This is a genomic window from Streptomyces sp. NPDC088354 (assembly GCF_044753585.1).
Classification (GTDB): Bacteria; Actinomycetota; Actinomycetes; order Streptomycetales; family Streptomycetaceae; genus Actinacidiphila.
This window is the reverse complement of sequence record NZ_JBIVNJ010000016.1, coordinates 135,458-157,789: the sequence shown is the minus strand read 5'-3', so window position 1 is coordinate 157,789 and position 22,332 is coordinate 135,458. Positions and strand designations below refer to the sequence as shown.

Here is a 22,332-nt window from a genome sequence, read left to right as displayed (position 1 = left end):
TCAGCAGCGCACCGAACGCCACCGCCGACTTGATCGTGCCCTGGAACGCCGGACCCGCCTCGGTCACCCCCAGGTGCAGCGGATAGTCGCACTGCTGCGCCAGCAGACGGTACGCGTTGACCATCACCACCGGGTCGTTGTGCTTCACCGAGATCTTGATGTCACGGAAACCGTGCTCCTCGAACAGCGAGCACTCCCACAGCGCCGACTCCACCAGCGCCTCCGGCGTGGCCTTGCCGTACTTCTCCAGCAGGCGCTTGTCCAGCGACCCGGCGTTCACCCCGATCCGGATCGGGGTACCGGCGTCGGAGGCCGCCTTGGCGATCTCCTTCACCTTGTCGTCGAACTGCCGGATGTTGCCCGGGTTCACCCGCACCGCCGCACACCCCGCGTCGATCGCCGCGAACACGTACTTCGGCTGGAAGTGGATGTCCGCGATCACCGGGATCTGCGACTTCCTCGCGATGGTGGCGAGGGCGTCGGCGTCGTCCTGCGAGGGGCAGGCGACCCGCACGATCTGGCAACCGGAGGCGGTGAGCTCGGCGATCTGCTGCAGCGTGGCGCCGATGTCCGCGGTGACGGTGGTGGTCATGGACTGGACGGAGACCGGTGCGTCGCCGCCGACGGCCACGGATCCGACCTGGATCTGGCGGCTCTTGCGGCGGTCGGCGAGCTTGATCGGAACGGACGGCATCCCGAGCGAAATCGCGGTCATGTGCGTGGCATCCCCAAAGTACGCGGATCGAGGTCCCGGCGGCGTGGGCGGGCTCCGTTGAACGAGACTACGTCACCCCACCCACGCCGAGGACATCGCGCCTAGGTCAAACGCACCGGATTGATGAGATCCGCGGCCATGACCAGGGCCGTGAAGCAGATGAAGACGCCGGCGATCACATAGGCGACCGGCATCAGCTTCGCCACGTCGAACGGGCCCGGGTCGGGGCGGCGGAAGACGCGGGCGAGGTTGCGCCGCAGCGACTCCCACAGGGCGCCCGCGATGTGGCCGCCGTCCAGCGGGAGCAGCGGCAGCATGTTGAACAGGAACAGGGCCAGGTTGACACCGGCGAGCAGGTTCACCATCAGGGCGATCTTCTGCGTGGCCGGCAGGGGCAGAGAGAAGACGTCACCGCCCAGGCGGGCCGCGCCGATCATGCCGACCGGGGAGTCGGGCTGGCGCTCGGCGCCGTTGAAGACCGAGTTCCACAGCGCGGGGATCTTGCCGGGGAGCGCGCCGAGCGACCGGACCCCGTCCTCCGCCGTCGTGGCCATGTGGTCGACCGACTGGCCGAAGCCCAGCCGCACCACCCCGTTGGCGGGCGTGAAGCCGAGGAAACCGGCCTGGACGTACTGGCCCTTGACCACGAGGCCCTGGCTGTCGGTCTTGACGACCTTGTTGGCGATCAGGTTCGCGTGCAGGTCGACGGTCTTGCCGTCGCGCACCACGGTGATGGTGGCGGGGCCGATCGTCTTGCGGATCTCCTGCTGCAGCACCGACCACTGGCTGTCGTCGACCTTGACCCCGTTCAGGGCCACGATCCGGTCGCGCTTCTGCAGTCCGGCCGCCTTGGCGGGCGCCGCCGGGTACGTGCCCTGCGCGCAGGGGTCCTTGGCGTCCAGGGCCTTGGTGTCGGACGCCGGGATGACGCAGTCGGAGACCGAGCCGACCGTCGTGGTCTGGGTCTGGAGGCCGAAGACCATGAACAGCATCAGGAAGAGCCCGAAGGCCAGGATCAGGTTCATGAAGGGCCCGGCGAACATCACGATCACGCGCTTCCACGGCTTGCGCGTGTAGAACATCCGGGTCTCGTCGCCCGGCTGCAGTTCCTCGTACGCCGCCGAGCGGGCGTCCTCGATCATCCCGCGGAAGGGCGAGGTGGACCGGGCGGTGATCCGGCCGTCGTCACCGGGCGGGAACATGCCGATCATGCGGATGTAGCCGCCGAGCGGGACGGCCTTGACGCCGTACTCGGTCTCGCCCTTGTGCCGGGACCAGATGGTCGGCCCGAAGCCGACCATGTACTGGGGAACGCGGATCTTGAAGAGCTTGGCGGTGGAGAGGTGGCCGAGTTCGTGCCAGGCGATGGAGACCAGCAGACCCACGAAAAACACCGCGAGCCCCAGGACCCACATGAGTGCCGTCATACGCGTGCCGCCTCCGTTGTCGCCTGCTCCGCTTGTTCCGCAGCCAGTTCCCGGGCACGGGCCCGTGCCCAGCTTTCCGCTTCGAGGACGTCCTCGACCGTGAGAGAAGTTCCCGCCGCGGGGGTGCCGTGTTCCTCCACCACCCGCGCGACAGTGTCCACGATGCCGGTGAAGGGCAGCGTGCCCGCGAGGAACGCGGCCACGCACTCCTCGTTGGCCGCGTTGAACACCGCGGGGGCGGTACCCCCGAGGCTACCGACGCGGCGCGCGAGCGCCACCGCCGGGAACGCCTCGTCGTCGAGCGGGAAGAAGGTCCAGGTCGCGGCCTTCGTCCAGTCGCAGCCCGGCGCGGCGTCGGGCACCCGCTCGGGCCAGCCGAGGCCCAGCGAGATCGGCATCCGCATGTCCGGAGGGCTGGCCTGGGCCAGGGTCGAACCGTCCGTGAACTCCACCATCGAGTGGACATACGACTGCGGGTGGACGACGACCTCAATGCGGTCGAAGGGAATGTCGAAGAGCAGGTGGGCCTCGATGACCTCCAGCCCCTTGTTGACCAGGGTGGCGGAGTTGATGGTCACCACCGGTCCCATGTCCCAGGTGGGGTGGGCCAGCGCCTGCTGCGGGGTGACCCCGGCCAGCTCCTCCTTGGTCCGTCCCCGGAAGGGGCCGCCGGAGGCCGTGACGACGAGCTTGCGCACCTCGGAGCGGGCGCCGCCCATCAGGGCCTGGAAGAGCGCGGAGTGCTCCGAGTCCACGGGCACGATCTGGCCGGGCTTGGCCACCGCCTTCACCAGAGGGCCGCCGACGATCAGCGACTCCTTGTTGGCGAGGATCAGCACGCGGCCCGCCTCCAGGGCGGCCAGCGTCGGGCGCAGCCCGATCGAGCCGGTGATGCCGTTCAGCACCGAGTGGCAGGGCCTGCGGGCCAGCTCGGTCGCCGCGTCCGGGCCCACGAGCACCTCGGGCTGCGGGTCGCTCCCGTACCGCTCGGCCAGGGCCTCGCGGAGCGGGCCCGCGGCCTTCTCGTCGGCGACGGCGACCGCCTCGACGCCCAGCTGCAGCGCCTGGTCAGCGAGCAGTCCGACCCGGCCGCCGGCCGCGGACAGCGCGACCACCCGGAAGCGGTCGGGGTTGCGCAGCACGACGTCGATGGCCTGGGTGCCGATCGATCCGGTCGAGCCGAGGATCACGATGTCGCGGGGGCCGTCGTGGGCGGCGGTGGCCGTGTCCGGTCCGGTCGGCCGCAGGTGCGGGTCGGCGAGAGAGTCGGTCATCCCTCCATTGTGTCGGGTCCGCGGCACGCCGAGGGCACCGCCTCCGGGAAGCGGTGCCCTCGGCTGCGGCCGGCCGTTCAGCGGATCGGCCGGTGGACGTTCTCCTTGCCGGAGGGTCCGGGGTCGGTCGCGGCGATCCACGGGCCGTCGCCCGAGGGATCGACGATGCCGGATTCGAGCCAGGTGTAGGCGCCGCCGAGGACGCCGGTGACCACCTTGCGGTCGATGGTGTCGGTGTTGGCCCACAGGCGCCCGAACAGCTCCTCCACCCGCAGCCGCGACTGGCGGCAGAAGGCGTCGGCGAGCTGGTAGGCCTCGCGCCCGTTCTCGCCGCGGCTGCGCAGCATCTCGGCGCGGACGCAGGCCGCGCTCATCGCGAACAGTTCGGCGCCGATGTCCACCACACGGCCGAGGAAGCCCTGTTTGGTCTCCATCCGGCCCTGCCAGCGGGACATCGCGTAGAAGGTCGAGCGGGCGAGCTTGCGCGCGCTGCGCTCCACGTACCGCAGGTGCACGGCGAGGTCGGGGTGGCCCGACGGGTGGAAGGCGCCGTAGGACACCGGCAGCTGGCCGGGGCCCGCGACCAGCTTCGGCAGCCAGCGGGCGTAGAAGCCGCCGGCCTTCATGCCCGCCTTGGCCTTGTCGCCGAGGGCCTTGTCGGGGTCGATGAGGTCGCCGGCCACCGACAGGTGGGCGTCGACGGCCTCGCGGGCGATCAGCAGGTGCATGATCTCCGTCGAGCCCTCGAAGATCCGGTTGATGCGCAGGTCGCGCAGCAACTGCTCGGCCGGTACGGCCCGTTCGCCGCGTGCGGCGAGCGACTCGGCGGTCTCGAAGCCGCGGCCGCCGCGGATCTGGACGAGCTCGTCGGCCATGACCCAGCCCATCTCGGACGCGAAGAGCTTGGCGAGCGCGCCCTCGATGCGGATGTCGTTGCGGTTCTCGTCGGCCATCTGGCTGGAGAGCTCCATGACGGCCTCGAGGGCGAACGTCGTCGCCGCGATGAAGGCGATCTTCGATCCGACGGCCTCGTGCTCGGCGATCGGCTTGCCCCACTGCTCACGGGCCACCGACCACTCGCGGGCGATCTTCAGGCACCACTTGCCGGCCGCGACGCAGGACGCGGGCAGCGACAGGCGGCCGGTGTTGAGGGTGGTCAGGGCGATCTTCAGACCGGATCCCTCGGGGCCGATGCGGTTCGCGGCGGGGACCCGCACCCGGTGGAAGCGGGTGACGCCGTTCTCGATACCGCGCAGACCCATGAAGGAGTTGCGGTTCTCGACGGTGATGCCCTCCGAGCCCGCCTCGACCACGAAGGCGGTGATGCCGCCCTTGTGGCCCTCGCTCCTCGGCACCCGGGCCATGACGACCAGCAGATCGGCCACCACGCCGTTGGTGGTCCACAGCTTGACGCCGTCGAGGACGTAGGAGTCCCCGTCCGGAACCGCCGTGGTGGCCAGGCGCGCCGGGTCGGAGCCCACGTCGGGCTCGGTGAGCAGGAAGGCGGAGATGTCGGTACGGGCGCAGCGCGGCAGGAACCGCTCCTTCTGCTCCGGGGTGCCGAACATCTTGAGCGGCTGGGGCACGCCGATCGACTGGTGCGCGGAGAGCAGCACGCCGACGGCGGGACTGGCGGACCCGACCAGGGCCAGCGCCTTGTTGTAGTAGACCTGCGTGAGACCGAGGCCGCCGTATTTGGGGTCGATCTTCATGCCGAGGGCGCCGAGCTCCTTGAGCCCGTCGATGACCTCGTCGGGGATGCGCGCCTCGCGTTCGATCAGCGCGCCGTCCACCTTCGTCTCGACGAAGTCGCGGAGCTTGGCCAGGAACTCCTCGCCACGCTGGACCTGTTCGGTCGACGGTGTGGGGTGGGGGTGGATCAGGTCGAGCCGGAAGCGTCCCAGGAACAGTTCCTTGGCGAAGCTGGGCTTGCGCCATTCCTGTTCACGGGCTGCCTCGGCGACCTGGCGTGCTTCGCGTTCCGAGACGGTGGGGCGGGCTGAACTTGCGGACATGGGAGCATCACCTCGCGTCGTTACCGACCGGTGCTACGTGTTCGTTAGTACCCCGGTTCCGGCATGGTCACCAGCCCTCGCGCACCGCGGGCCGGGCCCGCGGTGCCCTGCGGCCGCCTCGGGCGGCACGGCGGCCGGGGCGCGCCCGACGTCGGCGGCGAGCGCCGCGGTGGCGGGGGGCGGCGGCGAGCGGGCCGTGACTGACGCGGTGTCAACACGATCTCCGCGGGGCGTTCTTCGAGGCCCCGACGACCGTGGCGGGCTCCTGGGACACCCGTCCGCGACACCCGCGGGCACCTCCCGTACGGCACCGGAGCGGGAGTGCCCCGGGGCGGCCGCGCCGGTTCCGGGGGATTCGCCTCGGCGCCCGGCTCCACCCGGGTGAACGCCCGGGCCGCCCCGCCGGCCGGACGCCAAGGGCCAGCGCCTCACGGAGAGTCGGGGAGAACAACGCGGCCGGGGCGCACCGCACATGCGCCCCGGCCGCTGGAGGGATGGCCTACAGGGCGAGCCCGGTCAGCACGAGAACGCGCTCGTAGGTGTAGTCGTCCATCGCGTACTTGACGCCCTCACGCCCGACGCCGGAGTCCTTGACGCCGCCGTAGGGCATCTGGTCGGCGCGGTACGAGGGCGCGTCGCCGATGATGACCCCGCCGACCTCCAGCTCCCGGTGGGCACGGAAGGCGGTCTGCAGGTCGTGCGTGAAGACACCGCTCTGCAGGCCGAACTTGGAGTCGTTGACCACGGCGAACGCCTCGTCGGTGCCCTCGACCCTGTGCAGCGACAGCACCGGGCCGAAGACCTCCTCGGTGGCGATGATCGCGTCGGCGGGCAGGTCGGCCAGCACGGTGGGCTCGTAGGCGGCACCGTCGCGCGCGCCGCCGGTCAGCAGCTTGGCACCCTTGGCCACGGCGTCCTCGACCCAGGATTCGACGCGCCGGGCGGCGTTCTCGTCGACCAGCGGGCCGACGTCGGTCGCCTCGTCCGACGGGTCCCCGGTGACCTGGGCCCTGACCTTGGCCACGACCTTCTCCACCAGCCGGTCGTACACCGCCGCGTCCGCGACGACCCGCTGCACGGAGATGCAGGACTGGCCGCCCTGGTAGTTGGCGAAGGTCGCGATGCGGCTCGCGGCCCACTCCAGGTCCTCCTCGGACGACCAGTCCGCGAGCACGACGGCGGCGGCGTTGCCGCCCAGCTCCAAGGTGATGTGCTTGCGCGGCACCGAGTCCATGATCTGGTAGCCCACCCGGTCGGAGCCGGTGAAGGAGACGACGGGCAGGCGCTCGTCCTGGACCAGCGCGGGCATCCGGTCGTTGGGAACGGTCAGCACGCTCCAGGAACCGGCCGGCAGCTCGGTCTCGGCCAGGATCTCGCCCAGCACCAGGGCCGAGAGCGGGGTGGACGGTGCCGGCTTGAGGATGATCGGCGTGCCGACGGCGATCGCCGGGGCGACCTTGTGCGCCACCAGGTTGAGCGGGAAATTGAAGGGCGCGATGCCGAGCACGCTGCCGCGCGGGAACCGGCGGGTCAGCGCCAGACGGCCCACGCCGCCCGCGTCGGTGTCCAGGCGCTGCGCCTCACCGCTGTTGAAGCGGCGCGCCTCCTCCGCGGCCCAGCGGAACACCGAGACGGCGCGGCCGACCTCGCCGCGCGCCCACTTGATCGGCTTGCCGTTCTCGGCGGTGATCAGGCGCGCGATCTCCTCGGCGCGCTCGGCCAGCCGCTTGGACACGTGGTCCAGCGCGGCGGCGCGCACATGCGCGGGGGTGGCGGCGAACTCAGCCTCGACGGCCTTGGCGGCCGCGACCGCCTCCTCGACCTGGTCCTCGGTCGGCACGCCGACCGAGGCGACGACGCTGCCGTCGTACGGGTTCACGACATCGAAGCTGTCCTCGCCGGTGACCGGGCGGCCGGCGAGCCAGAAGGCGGTGGGGGTGCTCATGCGGACACGGTAGGACGGGCGGCACCCGGACGGGCTTGTCCACGGAGGAGTACGGCCCTGGGGCGATGCGCCGTTTCGGCACGTGCCGTCAGCGGCCGGCGGCCTTCAGGGCGAGCCAGAGCTCCATCCGCACGTCCGGGTCGTCCAGCGAGCGGCCCAGGATCTCCTCCACGCGCCGCATCCGGTAGCGCAACGTGTGCCGGTGCACCCCGAGGTCGGCCGCGGCGGCGTCCCACTGGCCGTGCCGGGACAGCCAGGCCTGCAGAGAGGCCGTGAGGTCGCCGCGGGCGGTGGCGTCGTGCTCCCGCAGCGGACGCAGCAGCCCGTCCGAGAACGCCCGCACGGCGTCCTCGCTCAGCAGCGGCAGCACCGAACCGGAGCCGACCTCGTCGTGCTCGACCACGCTGCGGCCGCGTCGGCGCGCGACCGCCAGCGCCCGTCCGGCCTGCTCATGGGCGGCGGGCACGGCCGCGGAACCGACCGCGGCGGACAGTCCCGCCACGAGGTCGTCGTCGCTGTCGAGCGCCGCCAGGCACGCGGCCAGCACAGCGCCTTCCGCCGAGGCCAGGACGGTCAACCGGTCCCCGTCACGCACCGCCAGCACCGGCTCCGCCGAGCGCAGCGCCGCCGCCTCCACCCGCTCGGCCAGCAGACCCACGGCCTCGACGGCGGCCTCCGCCGGCTCGGCCACCAGCACGCGCACGGGCGCCTCCAGCAGCCCGCCGTACAGCCGGCCCGCCACCGTACGGGCGTGCTCGGCCTCCCCCACGAGCAGCATCCGCAGCAGCGCGCCGCCGAGGCGCTGCTCGGTGTCCTGCAACGTGCGGGACTGCTCCAGGGACAGCGTCAGCAGGGCCACGGCCGCGTGCACGATGTAGCGGGCGGAGGTGTCCAGCCGCTCCTCCGTCCCCACCGCGAGGAAGCCGCGCGGGCGGCGGCCCGTGCCGAGCGACTGCAACTGCACCCGGTCCTCCGTGCCCGCCGGGCCCGCCACGGCCGCGCTCGCCGGCGCCGGCTTCCCGCGCAGCCGGTCCACCTCGCCGGCCAGCCGTGCGGCACGGCGGCCCGCCCAGTCCGGGGCGGCGGCCACCACCGCGCCGGACGCGTCGTACAGCGCCGCCCAGCCGTTCAGGTGCGCCGCGAGCCGGGCCAGCAGCGCGCTCGTCCCGTCCGGCGCCAGCGCGGCCCGGGTCAGCTCCCGCTGCGCCTCGAAGCCGGCCGTCACCGCCTGGTACTGCTCCGCGGCTATCGCCGCCGACACGGCCTTGCTGATGGCGATGAACGGCGTCTTGCGCGGCACCTCCAGCAGCGGCAGCCCGTGCGTCTCCGCGGCCTCCACGAGCGCCTCCGGCACGGTGTCGTGGCTCAGGCCCACGCCGAAGCCGAGCCCCACGACGCCGGCCCGTGCCAGCCGGGTCACGTACTGCGCGAGCGCGTCCGGTGCCCCGCTGTCCAGCTTCAGGCCGGTCGTGAGCAGCAGTTCCCCGCCCTCCAGGTACGGCGCGGGGTCGTCCAGCTCGCTGGTGTGCACCCAGCGGACGGTCGCCGCGTCCGCGTGGTCGCCTGCGGCGAGGGCGGTCAGCTTCAGGGCGGGGTTCCGCAGGAGTGAGGCGAGGGTTGGCGGCACGGTCTTTTTCTCCATCGCGGAGTACGGTCTCTTCCGATTCTGCCTCACCGTATACCTGCGGCGCCGCCAGGTTTTTCCCCCGCCCGCCCTCCCGTGTGCCCTGTGAAGTCTGGGCGCCCCGACGCGCGTTTCGTGGGGTGCCGGGGTCGGGGCCTCCGGGGCTGGCCATTCTGGACAGCACATTTAGGTGCCTCCGGCACCCTCAACTGATCACCCCGGGTCATGCACCCAAATATGCTCCACAGTCCAGAACGCCCACCCCTCCGACCCCGCCCCCTCCGTTTCGTATCGCGCCTGATCCCCGGTGGGGGGTATGGACGGCACCGTGCCCGGGGCCTCCGTCGGCGCAACGCACGCCAGCTGCCCGGGCAGCCGTCACATCGCGCCCACACCGGGAGAGGGGCGGGGCCCGCCCCGGCACGCGTGAGGGGCGAAGGTCACGACCTGGACAGGCCACCGGAGGACCCCCGGCCCTCGCGACAGCCGCTGGTGAAGGTGGAGCCGGACAACCACGGCACCCCGAACCGCCCCCGTACCCCCACCGGAGAACAGACCCGAACCCCCTGGCCCTCACGACGGCCAATAGTGGGGGTAGAGCCGGGCAACCGAGGTCACCCGGACCGCCCCCCGTACCCCACCGGGGATCAGGCACGAACACACACGGAAGGGGCGGGGATACCGGAAGAACCCCCCGCCCCCGCGACAACCGCTGGTGGAGGTGGAGCCGGACAACCACGGCACCCCGAACCGCCCCCGTACCCCTACGGGGGAACAGGCCCGGACCCCCTGGCCCTCGCGACGGCCGCTGGTGGGGGTGGAGCCGGGCAACCGGGGTCACCCGGACCGCCTCTATACCCCCCACCGGGGATCAGGCGCATGACGAAACCGAGGGGGCGGGGTCGTAGGGGTGGGTGTTCTGGACTGTGGAGCATATTTGGGTGCATGACCGGGGTGATCAACAAATCGTGCCTGAGGCACCTAAATGTGCTGTCCAGAATGGCCAGCCCCGGAGGCCCCGCACCCGGCCCACCCCGCACGCGCGTCGGGGCGCCCAGACTTCCTGGGGCACACGGGAGGGCGGGCGGGGGAAAAACCTACGACCGGAGGTCGACCAGGACGGGCGGGGCGTGCTCCCCGCTCGCCGCCGTGAGCGACAGCACCGCGTGCCCCGCAGGGACAACGTGGGCCAGGTCCGACGCGGACCACCGCTCCCGTTCGACCTTGCGCACCGTGACGGACTCCGCCGTGACCGCCTTGCCCGTGACGAGCCGCCGCACGGTGTGCAGCACCCGCGTGAGCGGCTCGTCCGCGATGATCTGGCGGTTGGTGACGTCCTGGACGTCGACCCATTCCTTGCCCCAGACCTCCGCGAACCGGGCCCCGTCCCAGGCGGTGACCCCGGAGAGCGCGGCGCGGCAGCCCACGGCGCCGAGGAGGGCGGCGCGCAGGGGCTCGGGGACGTCGTCGAGGGTGCGCAGGGTGAGGACGGCCCCGGCGTTGGCGGACCGCATGCGCTGGAGGCCGCGCACCGACTCGGCGGTGACGGTGTGGGAGGCGTCGTCGAGGACGAGGCAGGCGAAGAGGGAACGGTCCTGCCGGGCCACGGCGCACTCCGCGAACTGGGCGAGGACCAGCCGCGCGAGGATGCGGGAGACCTCGGCGTGGCCGCGTTCGGGGAGGTCGATGCGGACCCGGAGGGGGTGTTCCAGGCCGCGCAGGGAGAAGGGGTGGCTGCCGCCGGTGGTGTCGAAGAAGCCGGCGAACGCGGGGCGGTCGAGGAGGGCGATGCGGTCGGCGAGCAGCGGTCCCGCGTCGCCGGGGCGGGCGGACTGACGTTCGCGGGCGTCGAGTTCGCGCAGCTGGGCCTGGGCGACGGGGCCGCGGTCCTGGAGCGCGGCGCGCAGCGCGGCCAGCGCCGCGGGTGTGCCGTCGAGGAGTTCGCGCAGTTCGGGGACGGAGGGGAAGCGGCCGTGGGCGGCGTGGAAGGGCCCGAGCAGCTGGGCGAGCGCGGTGGCGGCGCGCCGGCTGTCACCGCCGGGGAGGGCGGCGGCGAGGTCGCCGACCAGGGCTTCGGCGAGGAAGCCCGCGGCCTCGTCGGGGTCGCCGGCGCCGCCGTAGAGGTCGAGGTCGTACGCGGAGTCGGGACGGCCGATCTTGACGACGACGTCGAAGGACTCGTCCGGGGCGAGCCGCGCCCCGTCCGTGCCGACGGCGACGACGGCCGCCCGCCCGGCGAGGGCCTGCAGGCACATGAACTCCAGGACCGGCCGCACGATGCGCACGGTCTTGCCGGAGCCGGGTGGTCCCACGGCGAGCAGGGAGGTGCCGAGCACGGAGGTGTCCAGGGCGAACCCGGCGCCGCGGTGGGTGCGGGGGTTGCGCTCGTCCTCGGCGGCGGTGCCGATGCGGACCTGTCCTGCGGACAGGTCGTGCCGGGCGGCGCGCACCGGCAGGTCGCGGGCGCCGCTGGGGTGGGCGCAGGCGGCGGCGCCGTAGCGGAGCACGGTGTCGGTGAAGGCGGGGAGCCGGCCGGGCTCGGACCGCACCGACTGCCAGGCGCGGGTCAGCCGGGCGAAGTCGACGTCGTTCATTCGCCCGTCGCGCGCGTCACCGGCGAGCCGGTCCGCGGCGTCGGCGGCGCCGCCGTCGCGCAGCGCGGGGAATTCCGCCGGGTCCTGCCGCGGGTCGGCGGGCGGCCGGCCGGAGGCGGCCGGGTCCTCCTCGCGGGCCCGCTGGAGGGGGGCGGTGATGTAGCGGCGCCACATCTCGGGCCAGCGGCCGAGCCGGGCGAAGAAGATCAGCAGCGCGCCGCCGACGATCGCGTAGTAGAGGTACGAGGCCCAGGCGTAGGCGGTCTGGTTGCCGCCGGCATGGCGCCAGGAGTCGGGGGTGACGGCGAGCAGGGGCCACAGCCAGTAGCTGCCGAGGTAGCCGTTCCACAGCAGGGACCACAGGAGCCAGCCGCCGAGGAAGGCGATGACGGCGCCGCTGACGAGCTGGCGGCCCGGCACAGCCTCGGGGTCGTCCGCGGGTCGCGGGCGGTGGCCCTCGCGCCACACGCCGGGCTCCGCGGTGGGGCGCGGCGCGCGCAGCCAGGCGACGAACCCGGCGCCGTCGGGGCCGGCGGGCGCGGTGGCGCCCGGGGGCGCGGGCCAGGTGCCGGGGGCCGGGCGGGCGCCCGGCGCGGAGGTGGGTGGCGGGGGCGTGCCGGGGCGCCCCTTGCGGCCGGTGCCCGCCGCGGGGTCGCCGTCAGTGTCGTGGGCGGCGGCCGGGGAACGGCCGCCGGGGTCGCCGGGTCCGGGCCGCGCGCCGGGGACCGGGGGCGGTCCCGCGGGCACGGGTGGGACGCCCGGCACCGGCCGGGCGCCCGGAACAGGCGGTGTGCCCGGGCCCGTACCGCCGGGCGGAGGCGCCGCAGGCCTCCCGTGCGTACCGTCGATGTCCATCGCGTGTGCCACCCCTCGCAGGTCCGCACTCAATGTAGTCGAGCGGCCACCCGGGTCCGAAGGATCTTGGCACGCTCATGTCCGTCACGTCGAAGAGTCCTCGTACAGTGCGCCCCTGCGGAGTGTGCGGGGTACCGCCGTACGGGCTTAGCCTGCGGGAAAGGACACCGGTTCGAAGGAGTACGCCCGCCATGACCGATCTGGCCCAGGAGCGCCGCCTCGTCACCCCGATCCCCGGCCCCAAGTCGCAGGAGCTGCTGGCGCGCAAGGCTGCTGCGGTCGCGAACGGCGTCGGTGTGACCCTGCCCGTCTTCGTCACCCGGGCCGGCGGCGCCGTGCTGGAGGACGTGGACGGCAACTCGCTGATCGACTTCGGTTCCGGTATCGCGGTGACCTCGGTCGGCAACAGTGCGGAGGCGGTCGTGCGCCGCGCCTCGGCGCAGCTCGCCGACTTCACCCACACCTGCTTCATGGTCACGCCGTACGAGGGCTACGTGGAGGTCGCCGAGGCCCTCAACGAACTGACCCCGGGCGACCACGAGAAGCGCACCGCGCTGTTCAACTCCGGTGCCGAGGCCGTCGAGAACGCGGTGAAGATCGCCCGCGCGTACACCAAGCGCCAGGCCGTCGTCGTCTTCGACCACGGCTATCACGGGCGGACCAACCTGACGATGGCGCTGACGGCGAAGAACATGCCGTACAAGCACTCGTTCGGCCCCTTCGCGCCCGAGGTCTACCGGGTGCCGCTGGCCTACCCGTTCCGCTGGCTGACCGGCCCGGAGAACTGCGCGCAGGAGGCGGCCGCCCAGGTGATCGACATGATCACCAAGCAGGTCGGCCCGGAGAACGTCGCCGCGATCGTGATCGAGCCGATCCAGGGCGAGGGCGGCTTCATCGAGCCCGCCAAGGGCTTCCTGCCGAAGATCGTGGAGTTCGCGCGCGAGAACGGCATCGTCTTCGTCGCGGACGAGATCCAGACCGGCTTCTGCCGCACCGGACAGTGGTTCGCCTGCGAGGACGAAGGCATCGTCCCGGACCTGATCACCACCGCCAAGGGCATCGCCGGCGGCCTGCCGCTGGCCGCCGTGACGGGCCGCGCGGAGATCATGGACGCCGCGCACTCGGGCGGCCTCGGCGGCACCTACGGCGGCAACCCGGTGGCATGCGCGGCCGCGCTCGGCGCCATCGAGACGATGAAGGAGCTGGACCTCAACGCCAGGGCCCGCCGCATCGGCGAGATCATGCTGGGGCGGCTGCGCGGCATGCAGGAGAAGTTCGAGGTCATCGGCGAGGTCCGGGGCCGCGGCGCCATGATCGCGGTGGAGCTGGTGGAACCCGGGAGCAAGAACCCGAACCCCGCCGCCACCGCCGCCCTGGCCAAGGCGTGCCACGCCGAGGGCCTGGTGGTCCTGACCTGTGGCACCTACGGCAACGTGCTGCGCTTCCTGCCCCCGCTGGTGATCGGCGAGGACCTCCTGAACGAGGGCCTGGACATCATCGAGAGCGCGTTCACCCGCCTGTGACCAGGCATTTCTCCGGTGCAGGCGAACGCCCGGCACACACGGTGAAGAAGGTGTGCGGGCCTGATGGCGGGAGGGTGCAACCCCTGTCTGACGCCCCGCCGGTGACGTACGGTTTCCGCAGATGGAAGAAACACCCCGTCTGCGGAAGTCCGCGGGCGACACTTTGCCGGTGACTCCCCATCACCGGTACAGCAGTGCCCTCGCGCACACCGCCGAAGCCGCAGGCTCCGGCAATCCTCGCCGATCGGTCGGCCGCTTGCCCCAAACCCCCCGGGGCCGGCGGTACGGCGATCGTTCTGGCCGCCCCGGAACTCTCCCCCCTGTTCCGGGGCGGCCAACTTCTCTGCTGATCGCCGTGTGCACGGCGCTCTTCGGACTGCTGACCTGGCAGGAGGCGGTTCGCGGGCGCCTGCTGGCGCTGGACGGGCCGGTGCGCTCCGCGATCGCGGGTCCCTCCGTACGCCCGGCCGGGCGCTCCTTCTTCATGCAGCTGCTCGCCGACCTGGGCGACGCGCCTGTCGCCGTACCGGTACTGGCGACCGCAATGGTCTACACCATGTGGCGGCTCCGGCGGGCCGGGGTGTCCCGCTGGTGGCTGCCGGCGCTCGCGTACACCCTGGCGATGGCCGCGGTACCCGGGCTGGTGAGTCTGCTCAAGCCGCTGATCGGCCGCGCGGGTCCCGGTTCGCTCACCCTCTCCCCCGGCTACCCGGGGCTCTACCCCTCGGGCCACGCCGCCACCGCCGCCGTGGCGTACGGGGGCGCCGCGCTGCTGCTGGCGCACCTCTCGCTGCGCGCGGCGGCACGGCGGCTGCTGGGTGCGGCCGCCGTGCTGCTGAACGTCGCGGTGGGGGTCTCCCTGGTGCGCTGCGGCTACCACTGGCCGCTGGACGTCGTGGGGAGCTGGCTGCTGTGCGGCGCCCTGCTGGCGGGCGCCGCCCTCGCGGTCAGTTGTTGGTCGGGAAACCGAGGTTGATGCCGCCGTGGCTCGGGTCGAGCCACCGCTGGGTGACCGCCTTGCCGCGGGTGAAGAAGTGGACGCCGTCGGGGCCGTACGCGTGGGTGTCGCCGAAGAGCGAGGCCTTCCAGCCGCCGAAGGAGTAGTAGGCCACCGGCACCGGGATCGGCACGTTGATGCCGACCATGCCGACCTCGACGTCGTGCTGGAAGCGGCGGGCGGCGCCGCCGTCGTTGGTGAAGATGGCCGTGCCGTTGCCGTACGGGTTGGAGTTGATCAGCTCCAGGCCCTCGTCGTACGAGCCCACGCGGACCACGGACAGGACCGGGCCGAAGATCTCGTCGTTGTAGACGGACATGCCGGGCTTCACGTCGTCGAAGAGGGTCGGGCCGAGCCAGAAGCCGTTCGCGGTGTCGTCGCCGCTGACGGCGTGCGTGCGGCCGTCGACGGCGAGGGTCGCGCCGTCCGCGAGGCCCGCGTCGAGGTAGGACGTCACCTTGTCGCGGTGGGCACCGGTGACCAGGGGGCCCATCTCGGACGTGGCGTTGCAGCCGGGGCCGACGGTGAGCGTGGCCATCCGCTCCTTGATCTTCCCGACCAGCTCGTCGCCGATCGGGTCGACCGCGACCAGGACGGAGACGGCCATGCAGCGCTCGCCGGCCGCGCCGAAGCCGGCGTTGACGGCCGCGTCGGCGGCCAGGTCCAGGTCCGCGTCGGGCAGCACCAGCATGTGGTTCTTGGCACCGCCGAGGGCCTGGACGCGCTTGCCGTAGCGGGTGCCGGTCTCGTAGACGTAGCGGGCGATGGGGGTGGAGCCGACGAAGGAGACCGACTTGATGTCCGGGTGCTCCAGGAGGCGGTCGACGGCGACCTTGTCACCGTGCACGACGTTGAAGACGCCGTCGGGCAGCCCGGCGCGCTTCCACAGCTCCGCGAGGAAGTTGGCGGCGGACGGGTCCTTCTCGGAGGGCTTGACGACGACCGTGTTGCCCGCGGCGATGGCGATCGGGAAGAACCACATCGGCACCATGGCCGGGAAGTTGAACGGCGAGATGATCGCGACCGGGCCGAGCGGCTGGCGGATGGAGTAGACGTCGATGCCGGTCGAGGCCTGCTCGGTGAAACCGCCCTTGATCAACTGCGGGATACCGCAGGCGTACTCGACGACCTCGATGCCGCGGGCGATCTCGCCGAGGGCGTCGGAGTGCACCTTGCCGTGCTCGGAGACGATGACGGCGGCCAGCTCGTCGCGCTGGGCGTTCAGCAGCTCCCGGAACGCGAACAGCACCGCCGTGCGCTTGGCGACCGAGGCGTTGCGCCACTCCTTGAACGCCGCGGCGGCCGCGCCGACGGCCTGGTCGACCTCGGCGATCGCCGCGAAGTCCACCCGCCCGGTGACAGCGCCGGTCGCCGGGTCGTACACCTCGCCATGGCGCTCCGCGGTACCGGCCCACGCCTGCCCGGCGATCCAGTGCGTGATGTGCTTGTCAGTCACGGCTGCTCTCCCTGTCGGTCCCTCGCGTCCTCTCCCGCCAGTGTCACCAGGACGGGCGGCGGGCCTCAAGCACCAACATGTCGGCGACCGGGGCGTCGCCTTTACATGTCGTACAGATCGTCGGGGTGCTCCATCCCCTCCATGAGGTCGAGACGGATGTCCTGGGCCCATGCGAAGGCCCAGCGTTTGAGCTCGGCGACCTCCCCGGGCTCCAGTCCGCGGGCGGCGAAGAGGCGGTCGTCGGCCCCGACCAGCTTGTCCAGGCGGTCGGCGAGCGCGGCGGGCTCGAAGTCCTCGTCGCGGCGCACGGCCATGGACAGCAGCTCGCCGGGGGCGAACCAGGCGGACATGGCCCGGACGTCGACGAGGTCGCCCGGCAGGGCGCGGTCGACGAGCGCCGCCACCTTCAGCGCCGCGCAATCCTCCAGCGCGACGACGGGCACCGGACGGGACAGGCCCAGGCCGAGCAGGACCGGCGGGTGGGACAGCGGTTCCTTGGCGACATGGACGGTGTAGGCGAGCGCGCCCGGGAGCGCTGCGGTGAACTGCGCGGACAGCGGGGTGCGGGGCAGGTCGGCGACCTCGTAGCCGGCGGCGGTGCACGCGGCCTCCAGCGCCGCGGCGATCCGCCCGACGGAAGTGGAGCTGAAGGTCACCAGGTCCAGGTGGCGGGAGGGCGCGCCGCGCAGCCCGTGGGCATGGACCGCGTGACTGCCGGCGAACACCAGACCGTACGGCTCGCAGACGGGCAGCACGGTCTCGGCGAACGCGGCGTGGCCGGGCGGGAGTCCCACGTCAGACCGCCGCCGCCGGGTATGCGGAACGGGTCGTGGCCCGGTCGCGTTCCGTCGGGATCATGGAACCAGTGTCGCGCACCGGCAGCCTCGGCCGGCCGCCTCACTCGTCCGTGTCGCGGGGGCGGCGCACCGCGAGCTGGGCGGCCGCCTCGTGCATGGCGAGCTCGAGGACGCCGGGGTCGGTGAGGTGGCCGGTGCCGTCCGGCGGGACGAGCCAGCGCACGCCGCCGGTGGCGCGGCCGGGGTAGGGCACGACGATCCACGTGCCGTTGCCGGCGGTGCGCACCCCCGTGCCGATCCAGCGGGCGGCGGTGCCGGGCGGCACGAGGAAGCCCGTGCGGGAGTCGCCGAAGTCGGCCAGGACGGGTCCCGGCCGGTCGACGAGCCGGGTCAGCACGTCGAGGGTGGGGTAGCCGAGTTCCCCGGTGAGGATGAGGACGTCCCACAGCCGCCCGGCGGGCAGGAGCGTCACCCCGAGGGGGTTGCGCTCCCATTCCCACCGGGTGGTCTCGGGATCGGGTGCCACGGAAACCAGCCATTCGACCGCGCCGCGCGCGCCGGTGCCCACCATGCCGGTTCCTCCGTTCCGTGTGTGTGCGTTCATACCTGTCACACGGTGAGAGGGGCGCGAGGGCCGATCATTACGCGAGTTTTCACGATCTTTCGCCGGTGATTGCCGTCACATGCGGCCGGAAGGGCCCCGGGAAGGGCGGCTTCGCCCCTCAGGCCTCAGCTGTCGAAGCCGAGCCCGAGCCGGTCCATCGTCTTCAGCCACAGGTTGCGCCGGCCCGCGTTGCGGTCCGCTCGGCCCAGCGACCACTTGGTCAGCCCGATCCCGGCCCAGGCCAGCGGCTCGGGCGGAAAGGGCATCGGCTTGCTGCGCACCATCTCCAGCGCGGTGCGCGCGGTGGACTCCCCGGCCAGCAGGTCGAGCATCACGTCGGCGCCGAAGCGGGTCGCGCCGACGCCGAGGCCGGTGTAGCCGGCGGCGTAGGAGACCCGGCCGTCGTGGGCCGTGCCGAAGAAGGCGGAGAAGCGCGAGCAGGTGTCGATCGCGCCGCCCCAGGCGTGCGTGAAGCGGACACCCTCCAACTGCGGGAAGCAGCGGAAGAAGTGCCGGGCGAGCTTGAGATAGGTCTCCGGGCGCTCGTCGCGCGCGGCGTCCAGGCGCCCGCCGTAGGGGTAGACGGCGTCGTAGCCGCCCCACAGGATGCGGTGGTCCGCCGTCAGCCGGAAGTAGTGGAACTGGTTGGCGCTGTCGCCGAGGCCCTGGCGCCTCTTCCAGCCGATCGCGCCCAGCTGACCGGCCGTCAGCGGCTCGGTCATCAGGGCGTAGTCGTACACGGGGACGACGTAGTGGCGCACGCGTTTGACCAGTGAGGGGAAGACGTTGGTGCCGAGCGCGACGTGCCGGGCGAAGATCCGTCCGTACGGGGTGCGGACGGCCATGCCGGAGCCGTTGCGGGCGAGCCCGGTGGCGCGGGTGTGCTCGTAGATCCGTACGCCCAGGTCCTCGCAGGCGCGCTTGAGGCCCCAGGCCAGCTTGGCCGGATGGAGCATGGCGACGCCGGTGCGGTCCCACAGGCCGCCGACGAAGGTGGGCGAGTCGACCTCGGCGCGCACCTGGTCGCGGTCGAGCACCTCCAGTTCGACGCCGTGCCGGGCGGCCTCCTCGGCCGCGGCGCGCAGGGCGTCGAACTGGTAGGGCTCGGTGGCGACGTCGATCTCGCCGGTGCGCTCGAAGTCGCAGTCGATGGAGTAGCGGGCGACCGCCTCCTCGATGCCGTCGAGGTTGCGGTTGCCGAGCTCCTCCAGGGCGGCGAACTCGCCCGGCCAGCGGGCGAGTCCGTTGGCCGGGCCATGGGTGAGGCTGGCGGCGCAGAAGCCGCCGTTGCGGCCGGACGCCGCCCAGCCCACCTCCTTGCCCTCGACGAGAACGACGTCGCGCCTCGGGTCGCGCTCCTTGGCCAGCAGCGCGGTCCACAGCCCCGTGTACCCGCCGCCGACCACCAGCAGGTCGCAGTGCTCGTCGCCGACGAGCGCCGATCCGGCCCGCGGCCTGCCGGGGTCCTCCAGCCAGTACGGTGTCGGCTGCGCGTCGGCGAGCGAACGGGCTGGATCCATGGGTTCTCACACCTTTGGGGATGCGGGGTCGGGACCGGAACGTGTCGTGTCCGGTCTACGTATGGGCTTTCCTGCGGCGCCCGAGCAGCTGTCCGACGACGACGCAGAGCACGGCCACCACGAACATCAGCGTGCCGATGACGTTGACCTGGACGGGCAGTCCCTTCTGGGCGGCACCCCAGACGAACATCGGGAAGGTGACCGTGGTGGGTCCCGCGTTGAACTGCGTGATGATGAAGTCGTCGATGGAGATGGCGAAGCTGAGCAGGGCGCCGGCCGCGATGCCGGGCGCGGCGATCGGGAAGGTGATCCGCCAGAACGTGGACCACGGTGTGGCGTAGAGGTCCTGGGCGGCCTGCTCCAGCCGGGGGTCCATGCTCATCACGCGCGCCTTGACCGCCGTCACCACGAAGCTGAGGCAGAACATGATGTGCGCGATGAGGATGGTCCAGAAGCCGAACTGGATGCGCATGTTGAGGAAGAGGGTGCCGAGCGAGGCGCCCATGACGATCTCGGGCATCGCCATCGGCAGCCAGATCAGCCCGGTGACCGGTCCGCGGCCGCGGAAGCGGTGGCGGGCGAGCGCGAAGGCGACCATGGTGCCGAGGACCGTGGCGCCGATCGTGGCGAGGACGGCGATCTCCAGGGACAGCGACACCGAGTCGCACATGTCGCCGACGCCGCAGGGGTTCTGCCAGGCGTCGAGCGAGAAGTGGTTCCAGGAGTAGTTGAAGCGGCCCTTGGGCTGGTTGAAGGAGAAGATCAGGACGACGACGTTGGGGAGGATCATGTACGCCAGGGCGGCGACTCCCGCGAAGACGACCAGGTGGCGGCGCACCCAGGTGAGAACGGGCATCAGACCAGTTCCTCCGTTCCCGCCTTGCGGATGTACACCGAGACGATCACCAGGATCACGGCCATGAGCATGAACGACAGCGCGGCGGCCGTCGGGTAGTCGAGCACCGTCAGGAACTTCGACTGGATGACGTTGCCGATCATCTGCTCGCTCGGGCTGCCCAGCAGTTCGGCGTTGATGTAGTCGCCGGAGGCCGGGATGAAGGTGAGGAGCGTGCCGGCCACGACGCCGGGCAGCGAGATCGGGAACGTCACCTTGCGGAAGGTGGTGAAGGGGCGGGCGTACAGGTCGCCGGCCGCCTCGTGCAGCCGCGGGTCGATGCGCTCCAGCGACGTGTAGAGCGGCAGGATCATGAAGGGCAGGAAGTTGTACGTCAGACCGCACACCACGGCCAGCGGGGTGGCCAGTACGCGGTCGTCGGCGGTCAGGCCGAGCGCGGCAGTGACGTTCAGGATGTGGAGCTTGTCCAGCGCCGAGACCACGACGCCGTCGTCGGCCAGGATCGTCTTCCACGCCAGGGTGCGGATCAGGAAGCTGGTGAAGAAGGGCGCGATGACCATCACCAGCAGCACGTTGCGCCAGCGGCCGGCCTTGAAGGCGATGGTGTAGGCGAGCGGGTAGCCGATCGCCAGGCACAGCACGGTGGCGATGCCCGCGTAGATCAGCGACCGCAGGTAGAAGACGTCGTATTCCTTGAACGCGTCCCAGTAGGTCGCGAAGTGCCAGGTGACCCGGTAGCCGGTCTCCAGGGAGCCGGTCTGCACGGAGGTCGAGGCCTGGTAGACCATCGGGGCGACGAAGAAGACCAGCAGCCACAGGATGCCGGGCAGCAGCAGCCAGTACGGCACGAGTTTGCGGCGTCTGGCGGCCGCGCCGGGCGGCGCCGGCGTGGTCTGCGCGGGCGCGCCCGCGGGCGCCGGGGAGAGGGCGGCCATTACGCGCTGACCTCCCCGGCCTCGATGTCCTGGGCGGCGTCGAGGCCGAAGGTGTGGGCCGGGCTCCAGTGCAGGACGACGTCGGCGCCGGGCACCAGGCGGCCGTCGCGTTCCACGTTCTGCGCGAAGACGGCGAGTTCGGGGCACCAGGGGCTGTTGACGACGTACTGGGTGGAGACCCCGATGAAGCTGGCGTCCACGATCCGGCCGGTCATCGAGTTGCGGCCGCCGGGGATGTCACCGGCGTCGTCGGCGTGCACGATGGTGATCTTCTCGGGCCGCACCCCGGCGAGGACCTTGTCGCCGGTCTGCGCGCTCTTGGCGGCGCAGCGCGCGGCGGGCATGACCAGCCGCCGGTCGCCGACGCTGAGCAGCAGGTCGTCGCCGCTGGTGCCGGACACCTGGGCCTCGATCAGGTTGGACTGGCCGAGGAAGTTGGCGACGAAGGTGGTGCGCGGGTTCTCGTACAGGTCGGTGGGGGCGCCGAGTTGCTCGATGCGGCCGGCGTTCATCACCGCGATGGTGTCGGCCATGGTCATGGCCTCCTCCTGGTCGTGCGTGACGTGCACGAAGGTGATGCCGACCTCGGTCTGGATGCGCTTGAGCTCCAGTTGCATCTGGCGGCGCAGCTTCAGGTCCAGGGCGCCCAGCGGCTCGTCGAGCAGCAGCACCTTGGGGTGGTTGATCAGGGCGCGGGCGACGGCGACGCGCTGCTGCTGGCCGCCGGAGAGCTGGTGCGGCTTGCGGCGGGCGAGGTGGCCCAGCTCGACGAGGTCGAGCATGTCCCCGACCTGGCCCTTGACGGACTTGATGCCGCGGCGGCGCAGGCCGAAGGCGACGTTCTCGTAGATGTCCAGGTGCGGGAAGAGCGCGTAGTTCTGGAAGACGGTGTTCACCGGGCGCTTGTAGGGCGGCAGTCCGGTGACGTCCTGGTCACCGATCCGGACGCTGCCGGAAGTCGGGTCCTCCAGTCCGGCGACCATGCGCAAGGTGGTGGTCTTGCCGCAGCCGGAGGCGCCGAGCAGGGCGAAGAAGGAGCCTTCCGGGATGGTCAGGTCGAGCGGGTGCACAGCGGTGAAGTCGCCGTAGGTCTTGCCGAGGCCGGTCAGTGTCACGGCGCCGCCGGCGGGGCCGCCGGGGCCGGCCGGTCCGTCGGTGAGCGGTGCGGTCTGCTGGGTCATGTCGTCAGATCCCT

General features: G+C 72.2%; 16 protein-coding genes. 2 read left to right on the top strand and 14 right to left on the bottom strand.

Features of this window, described 5'->3' with window-relative positions; genetic code table 11:
* The 7 genes from ACIP98_RS23645 to ACIP98_RS23615 all read right to left on the bottom strand — a co-directional run.
* The coding region (locus tag ACIP98_RS23645; protein ID WP_401977810.1) for a flavodoxin-dependent (E)-4-hydroxy-3-methylbut-2-enyl-diphosphate synthase at nt 1-715 on the bottom strand (715 nt) is incomplete at its 3' end.
* Nucleotides 716-816: 101 nt separating this feature from the next.
* Nucleotides 817-2,142 (bottom strand): site-2 protease family protein, encoded by a 1,326-nt coding sequence (locus ACIP98_RS23640; RefSeq protein ID WP_319665379.1) that lies wholly within the window; start codon nt 2,140-2,142, stop codon nt 817-819.
* Nucleotides 2,139-3,416, bottom strand: coding sequence for a 1-deoxy-D-xylulose-5-phosphate reductoisomerase (gene dxr / locus ACIP98_RS23635; RefSeq protein ID WP_319665380.1), 1,278 nt, complete (start codon nt 3,414-3,416; stop codon nt 2,139-2,141). The genes ACIP98_RS23640 and dxr overlap by 4 nt, the downstream gene beginning before the upstream one ends.
* Nucleotides 3,417-3,493: 77 nt before the next feature.
* A complete protein-coding gene (locus ACIP98_RS23630; protein WP_319665381.1) occupies nt 3,494-5,431 on the bottom strand; it encodes an acyl-CoA dehydrogenase family protein in 1,938 nt (645 codons plus the stop codon).
* Between the two features lie 499 nt (nt 5,432-5,930).
* On the bottom strand, nt 5,931-7,376 hold the full coding sequence (locus ACIP98_RS23625) for an aldehyde dehydrogenase family protein (protein WP_401977808.1): 1,446 nt from the start codon (nt 7,374-7,376) through the stop codon (nt 5,931-5,933).
* An 88-nt stretch (nt 7,377-7,464) separates the two neighbouring features.
* Nucleotides 7,465-9,003, bottom strand: coding sequence for a PucR family transcriptional regulator (locus ACIP98_RS23620; protein ID WP_319665383.1), 1,539 nt, complete (start codon nt 9,001-9,003; stop codon nt 7,465-7,467).
* A gap of 1,094 nt (nt 9,004-10,097) precedes the next feature.
* Nucleotides 10,098-12,449: an ATP-binding protein gene (locus ACIP98_RS23615; protein WP_401977806.1), complete on the bottom strand. Its 2,352-nt coding sequence runs from the start codon at nt 12,447-12,449 to the stop codon at nt 10,098-10,100.
* Nucleotides 12,450-12,640: 191 nt separating this feature from the next.
* Here ACIP98_RS23615 and gabT point away from each other — a divergent pair, with 191 nt between their 5' ends.
* On the top strand, nt 12,641-13,972 hold the full coding sequence (gene gabT, locus ACIP98_RS23610) for a 4-aminobutyrate--2-oxoglutarate transaminase (protein WP_401977804.1): 1,332 nt from the start codon (nt 12,641-12,643) through the stop codon (nt 13,970-13,972).
* Nucleotides 13,973-14,327: 355 nt separating this feature from the next.
* Complete coding sequence (locus ACIP98_RS23605; protein ID WP_401977802.1) at nt 14,328-14,948, top strand: phosphatase PAP2 family protein; 621 nt, start codon at nt 14,328-14,330, stop codon at nt 14,946-14,948.
* On the opposite strand, the gene ACIP98_RS23600 is transcribed toward ACIP98_RS23605, so the two are convergent.
* From ACIP98_RS23600 to ACIP98_RS23570, 7 genes are all read right to left on the bottom strand, one after another.
* A complete protein-coding gene (locus ACIP98_RS23600) occupies nt 14,920-16,425 on the bottom strand; it encodes a CoA-acylating methylmalonate-semialdehyde dehydrogenase (protein ID WP_401977801.1) in 1,506 nt (501 codons plus the stop codon). The two genes, ACIP98_RS23605 and ACIP98_RS23600, sit on opposite strands and share 29 nt — an antisense overlap.
* Nucleotides 16,426-16,526: 101 nt before the next feature.
* Nucleotides 16,527-17,219, bottom strand: coding sequence for a hypothetical protein (locus tag ACIP98_RS23595; protein ID WP_319659677.1), 693 nt, complete (start codon nt 17,217-17,219; stop codon nt 16,527-16,529).
* Nucleotides 17,220-17,322: 103 nt separating this feature from the next.
* Nucleotides 17,323-17,793: a hypothetical protein gene (locus ACIP98_RS23590; protein WP_401977799.1), complete on the bottom strand. Its 471-nt coding sequence runs from the start codon at nt 17,791-17,793 to the stop codon at nt 17,323-17,325.
* Between the two features lie 158 nt (nt 17,794-17,951).
* Nucleotides 17,952-19,346, bottom strand: a complete 1,395-nt coding sequence (locus ACIP98_RS23585) for an NAD(P)/FAD-dependent oxidoreductase (RefSeq protein WP_401977798.1) — start codon at nt 19,344-19,346, stop codon at nt 17,952-17,954.
* A 55-nt stretch (nt 19,347-19,401) separates the two neighbouring features.
* Complete coding sequence (locus ACIP98_RS23580) at nt 19,402-20,202, bottom strand: ABC transporter permease (RefSeq protein WP_319659680.1); 801 nt, start codon at nt 20,200-20,202, stop codon at nt 19,402-19,404.
* The gene (locus ACIP98_RS23575; RefSeq protein WP_319659681.1) at nt 20,202-21,137 is read right to left on the bottom strand and encodes an ABC transporter permease; all 936 of its coding nucleotides are present in this window, start codon (nt 21,135-21,137) and stop codon (nt 20,202-20,204) included. Before ACIP98_RS23575 ends, ACIP98_RS23580 begins: the two co-directional genes overlap by 1 nt.
* Nucleotides 21,137-22,318: an ABC transporter ATP-binding protein gene (locus tag ACIP98_RS23570; RefSeq protein WP_319659682.1), complete on the bottom strand. Its 1,182-nt coding sequence runs from the start codon at nt 22,316-22,318 to the stop codon at nt 21,137-21,139. Before ACIP98_RS23570 ends, ACIP98_RS23575 begins: the two co-directional genes overlap by 1 nt.
* Nucleotides 22,319-22,332: the final 14 nt, after the last annotated feature.

Coding starts and splice junctions, on each gene's coding strand:
- ACIP98_RS23640 (WP_319665379.1), bottom strand. CDS start 2,142: ATGACGGCACTCATGTGGGTCCTGGGGCTCGCGGTGTTTTTCGTGGGT.
- dxr (WP_319665380.1), bottom strand. CDS start 3,416: ATGACCGACTCTCTCGCCGACCCGCACCTGCGGCCGACCGGACCGGAC.
- ACIP98_RS23630 (WP_319665381.1), bottom strand. CDS start 5,431: ATGTCCGCAAGTTCAGCCCGCCCCACCGTCTCGGAACGCGAAGCACGC.
- ACIP98_RS23625 (WP_401977808.1), bottom strand. CDS start 7,376: ATGAGCACCCCCACCGCCTTCTGGCTCGCCGGCCGCCCGGTCACCGGC.
- ACIP98_RS23615 (WP_401977806.1), bottom strand. CDS start 12,449: ATGGACATCGACGGTACGCACGGGAGGCCTGCGGCGCCTCCGCCCGGC.
- gabT (WP_401977804.1), top strand. CDS start 12,641: ATGACCGATCTGGCCCAGGAGCGCCGCCTCGTCACCCCGATCCCCGGC.
- ACIP98_RS23590 (WP_401977799.1), bottom strand. CDS start 17,793: ATGGTGGGCACCGGCGCGCGCGGCGCGGTCGAATGGCTGGTTTCCGTG.
- ACIP98_RS23585 (WP_401977798.1), bottom strand. CDS start 19,346: ATGGATCCAGCCCGTTCGCTCGCCGACGCGCAGCCGACACCGTACTGG.
- ACIP98_RS23580 (WP_319659680.1), bottom strand. CDS start 20,202: ATGCCCGTTCTCACCTGGGTGCGCCGCCACCTGGTCGTCTTCGCGGGA.
- ACIP98_RS23575 (WP_319659681.1), bottom strand. CDS start 21,137: ATGGCCGCCCTCTCCCCGGCGCCCGCGGGCGCGCCCGCGCAGACCACG.
- ACIP98_RS23570 (WP_319659682.1), bottom strand. CDS start 22,318: ATGACCCAGCAGACCGCACCGCTCACCGACGGACCGGCCGGCCCCGGC.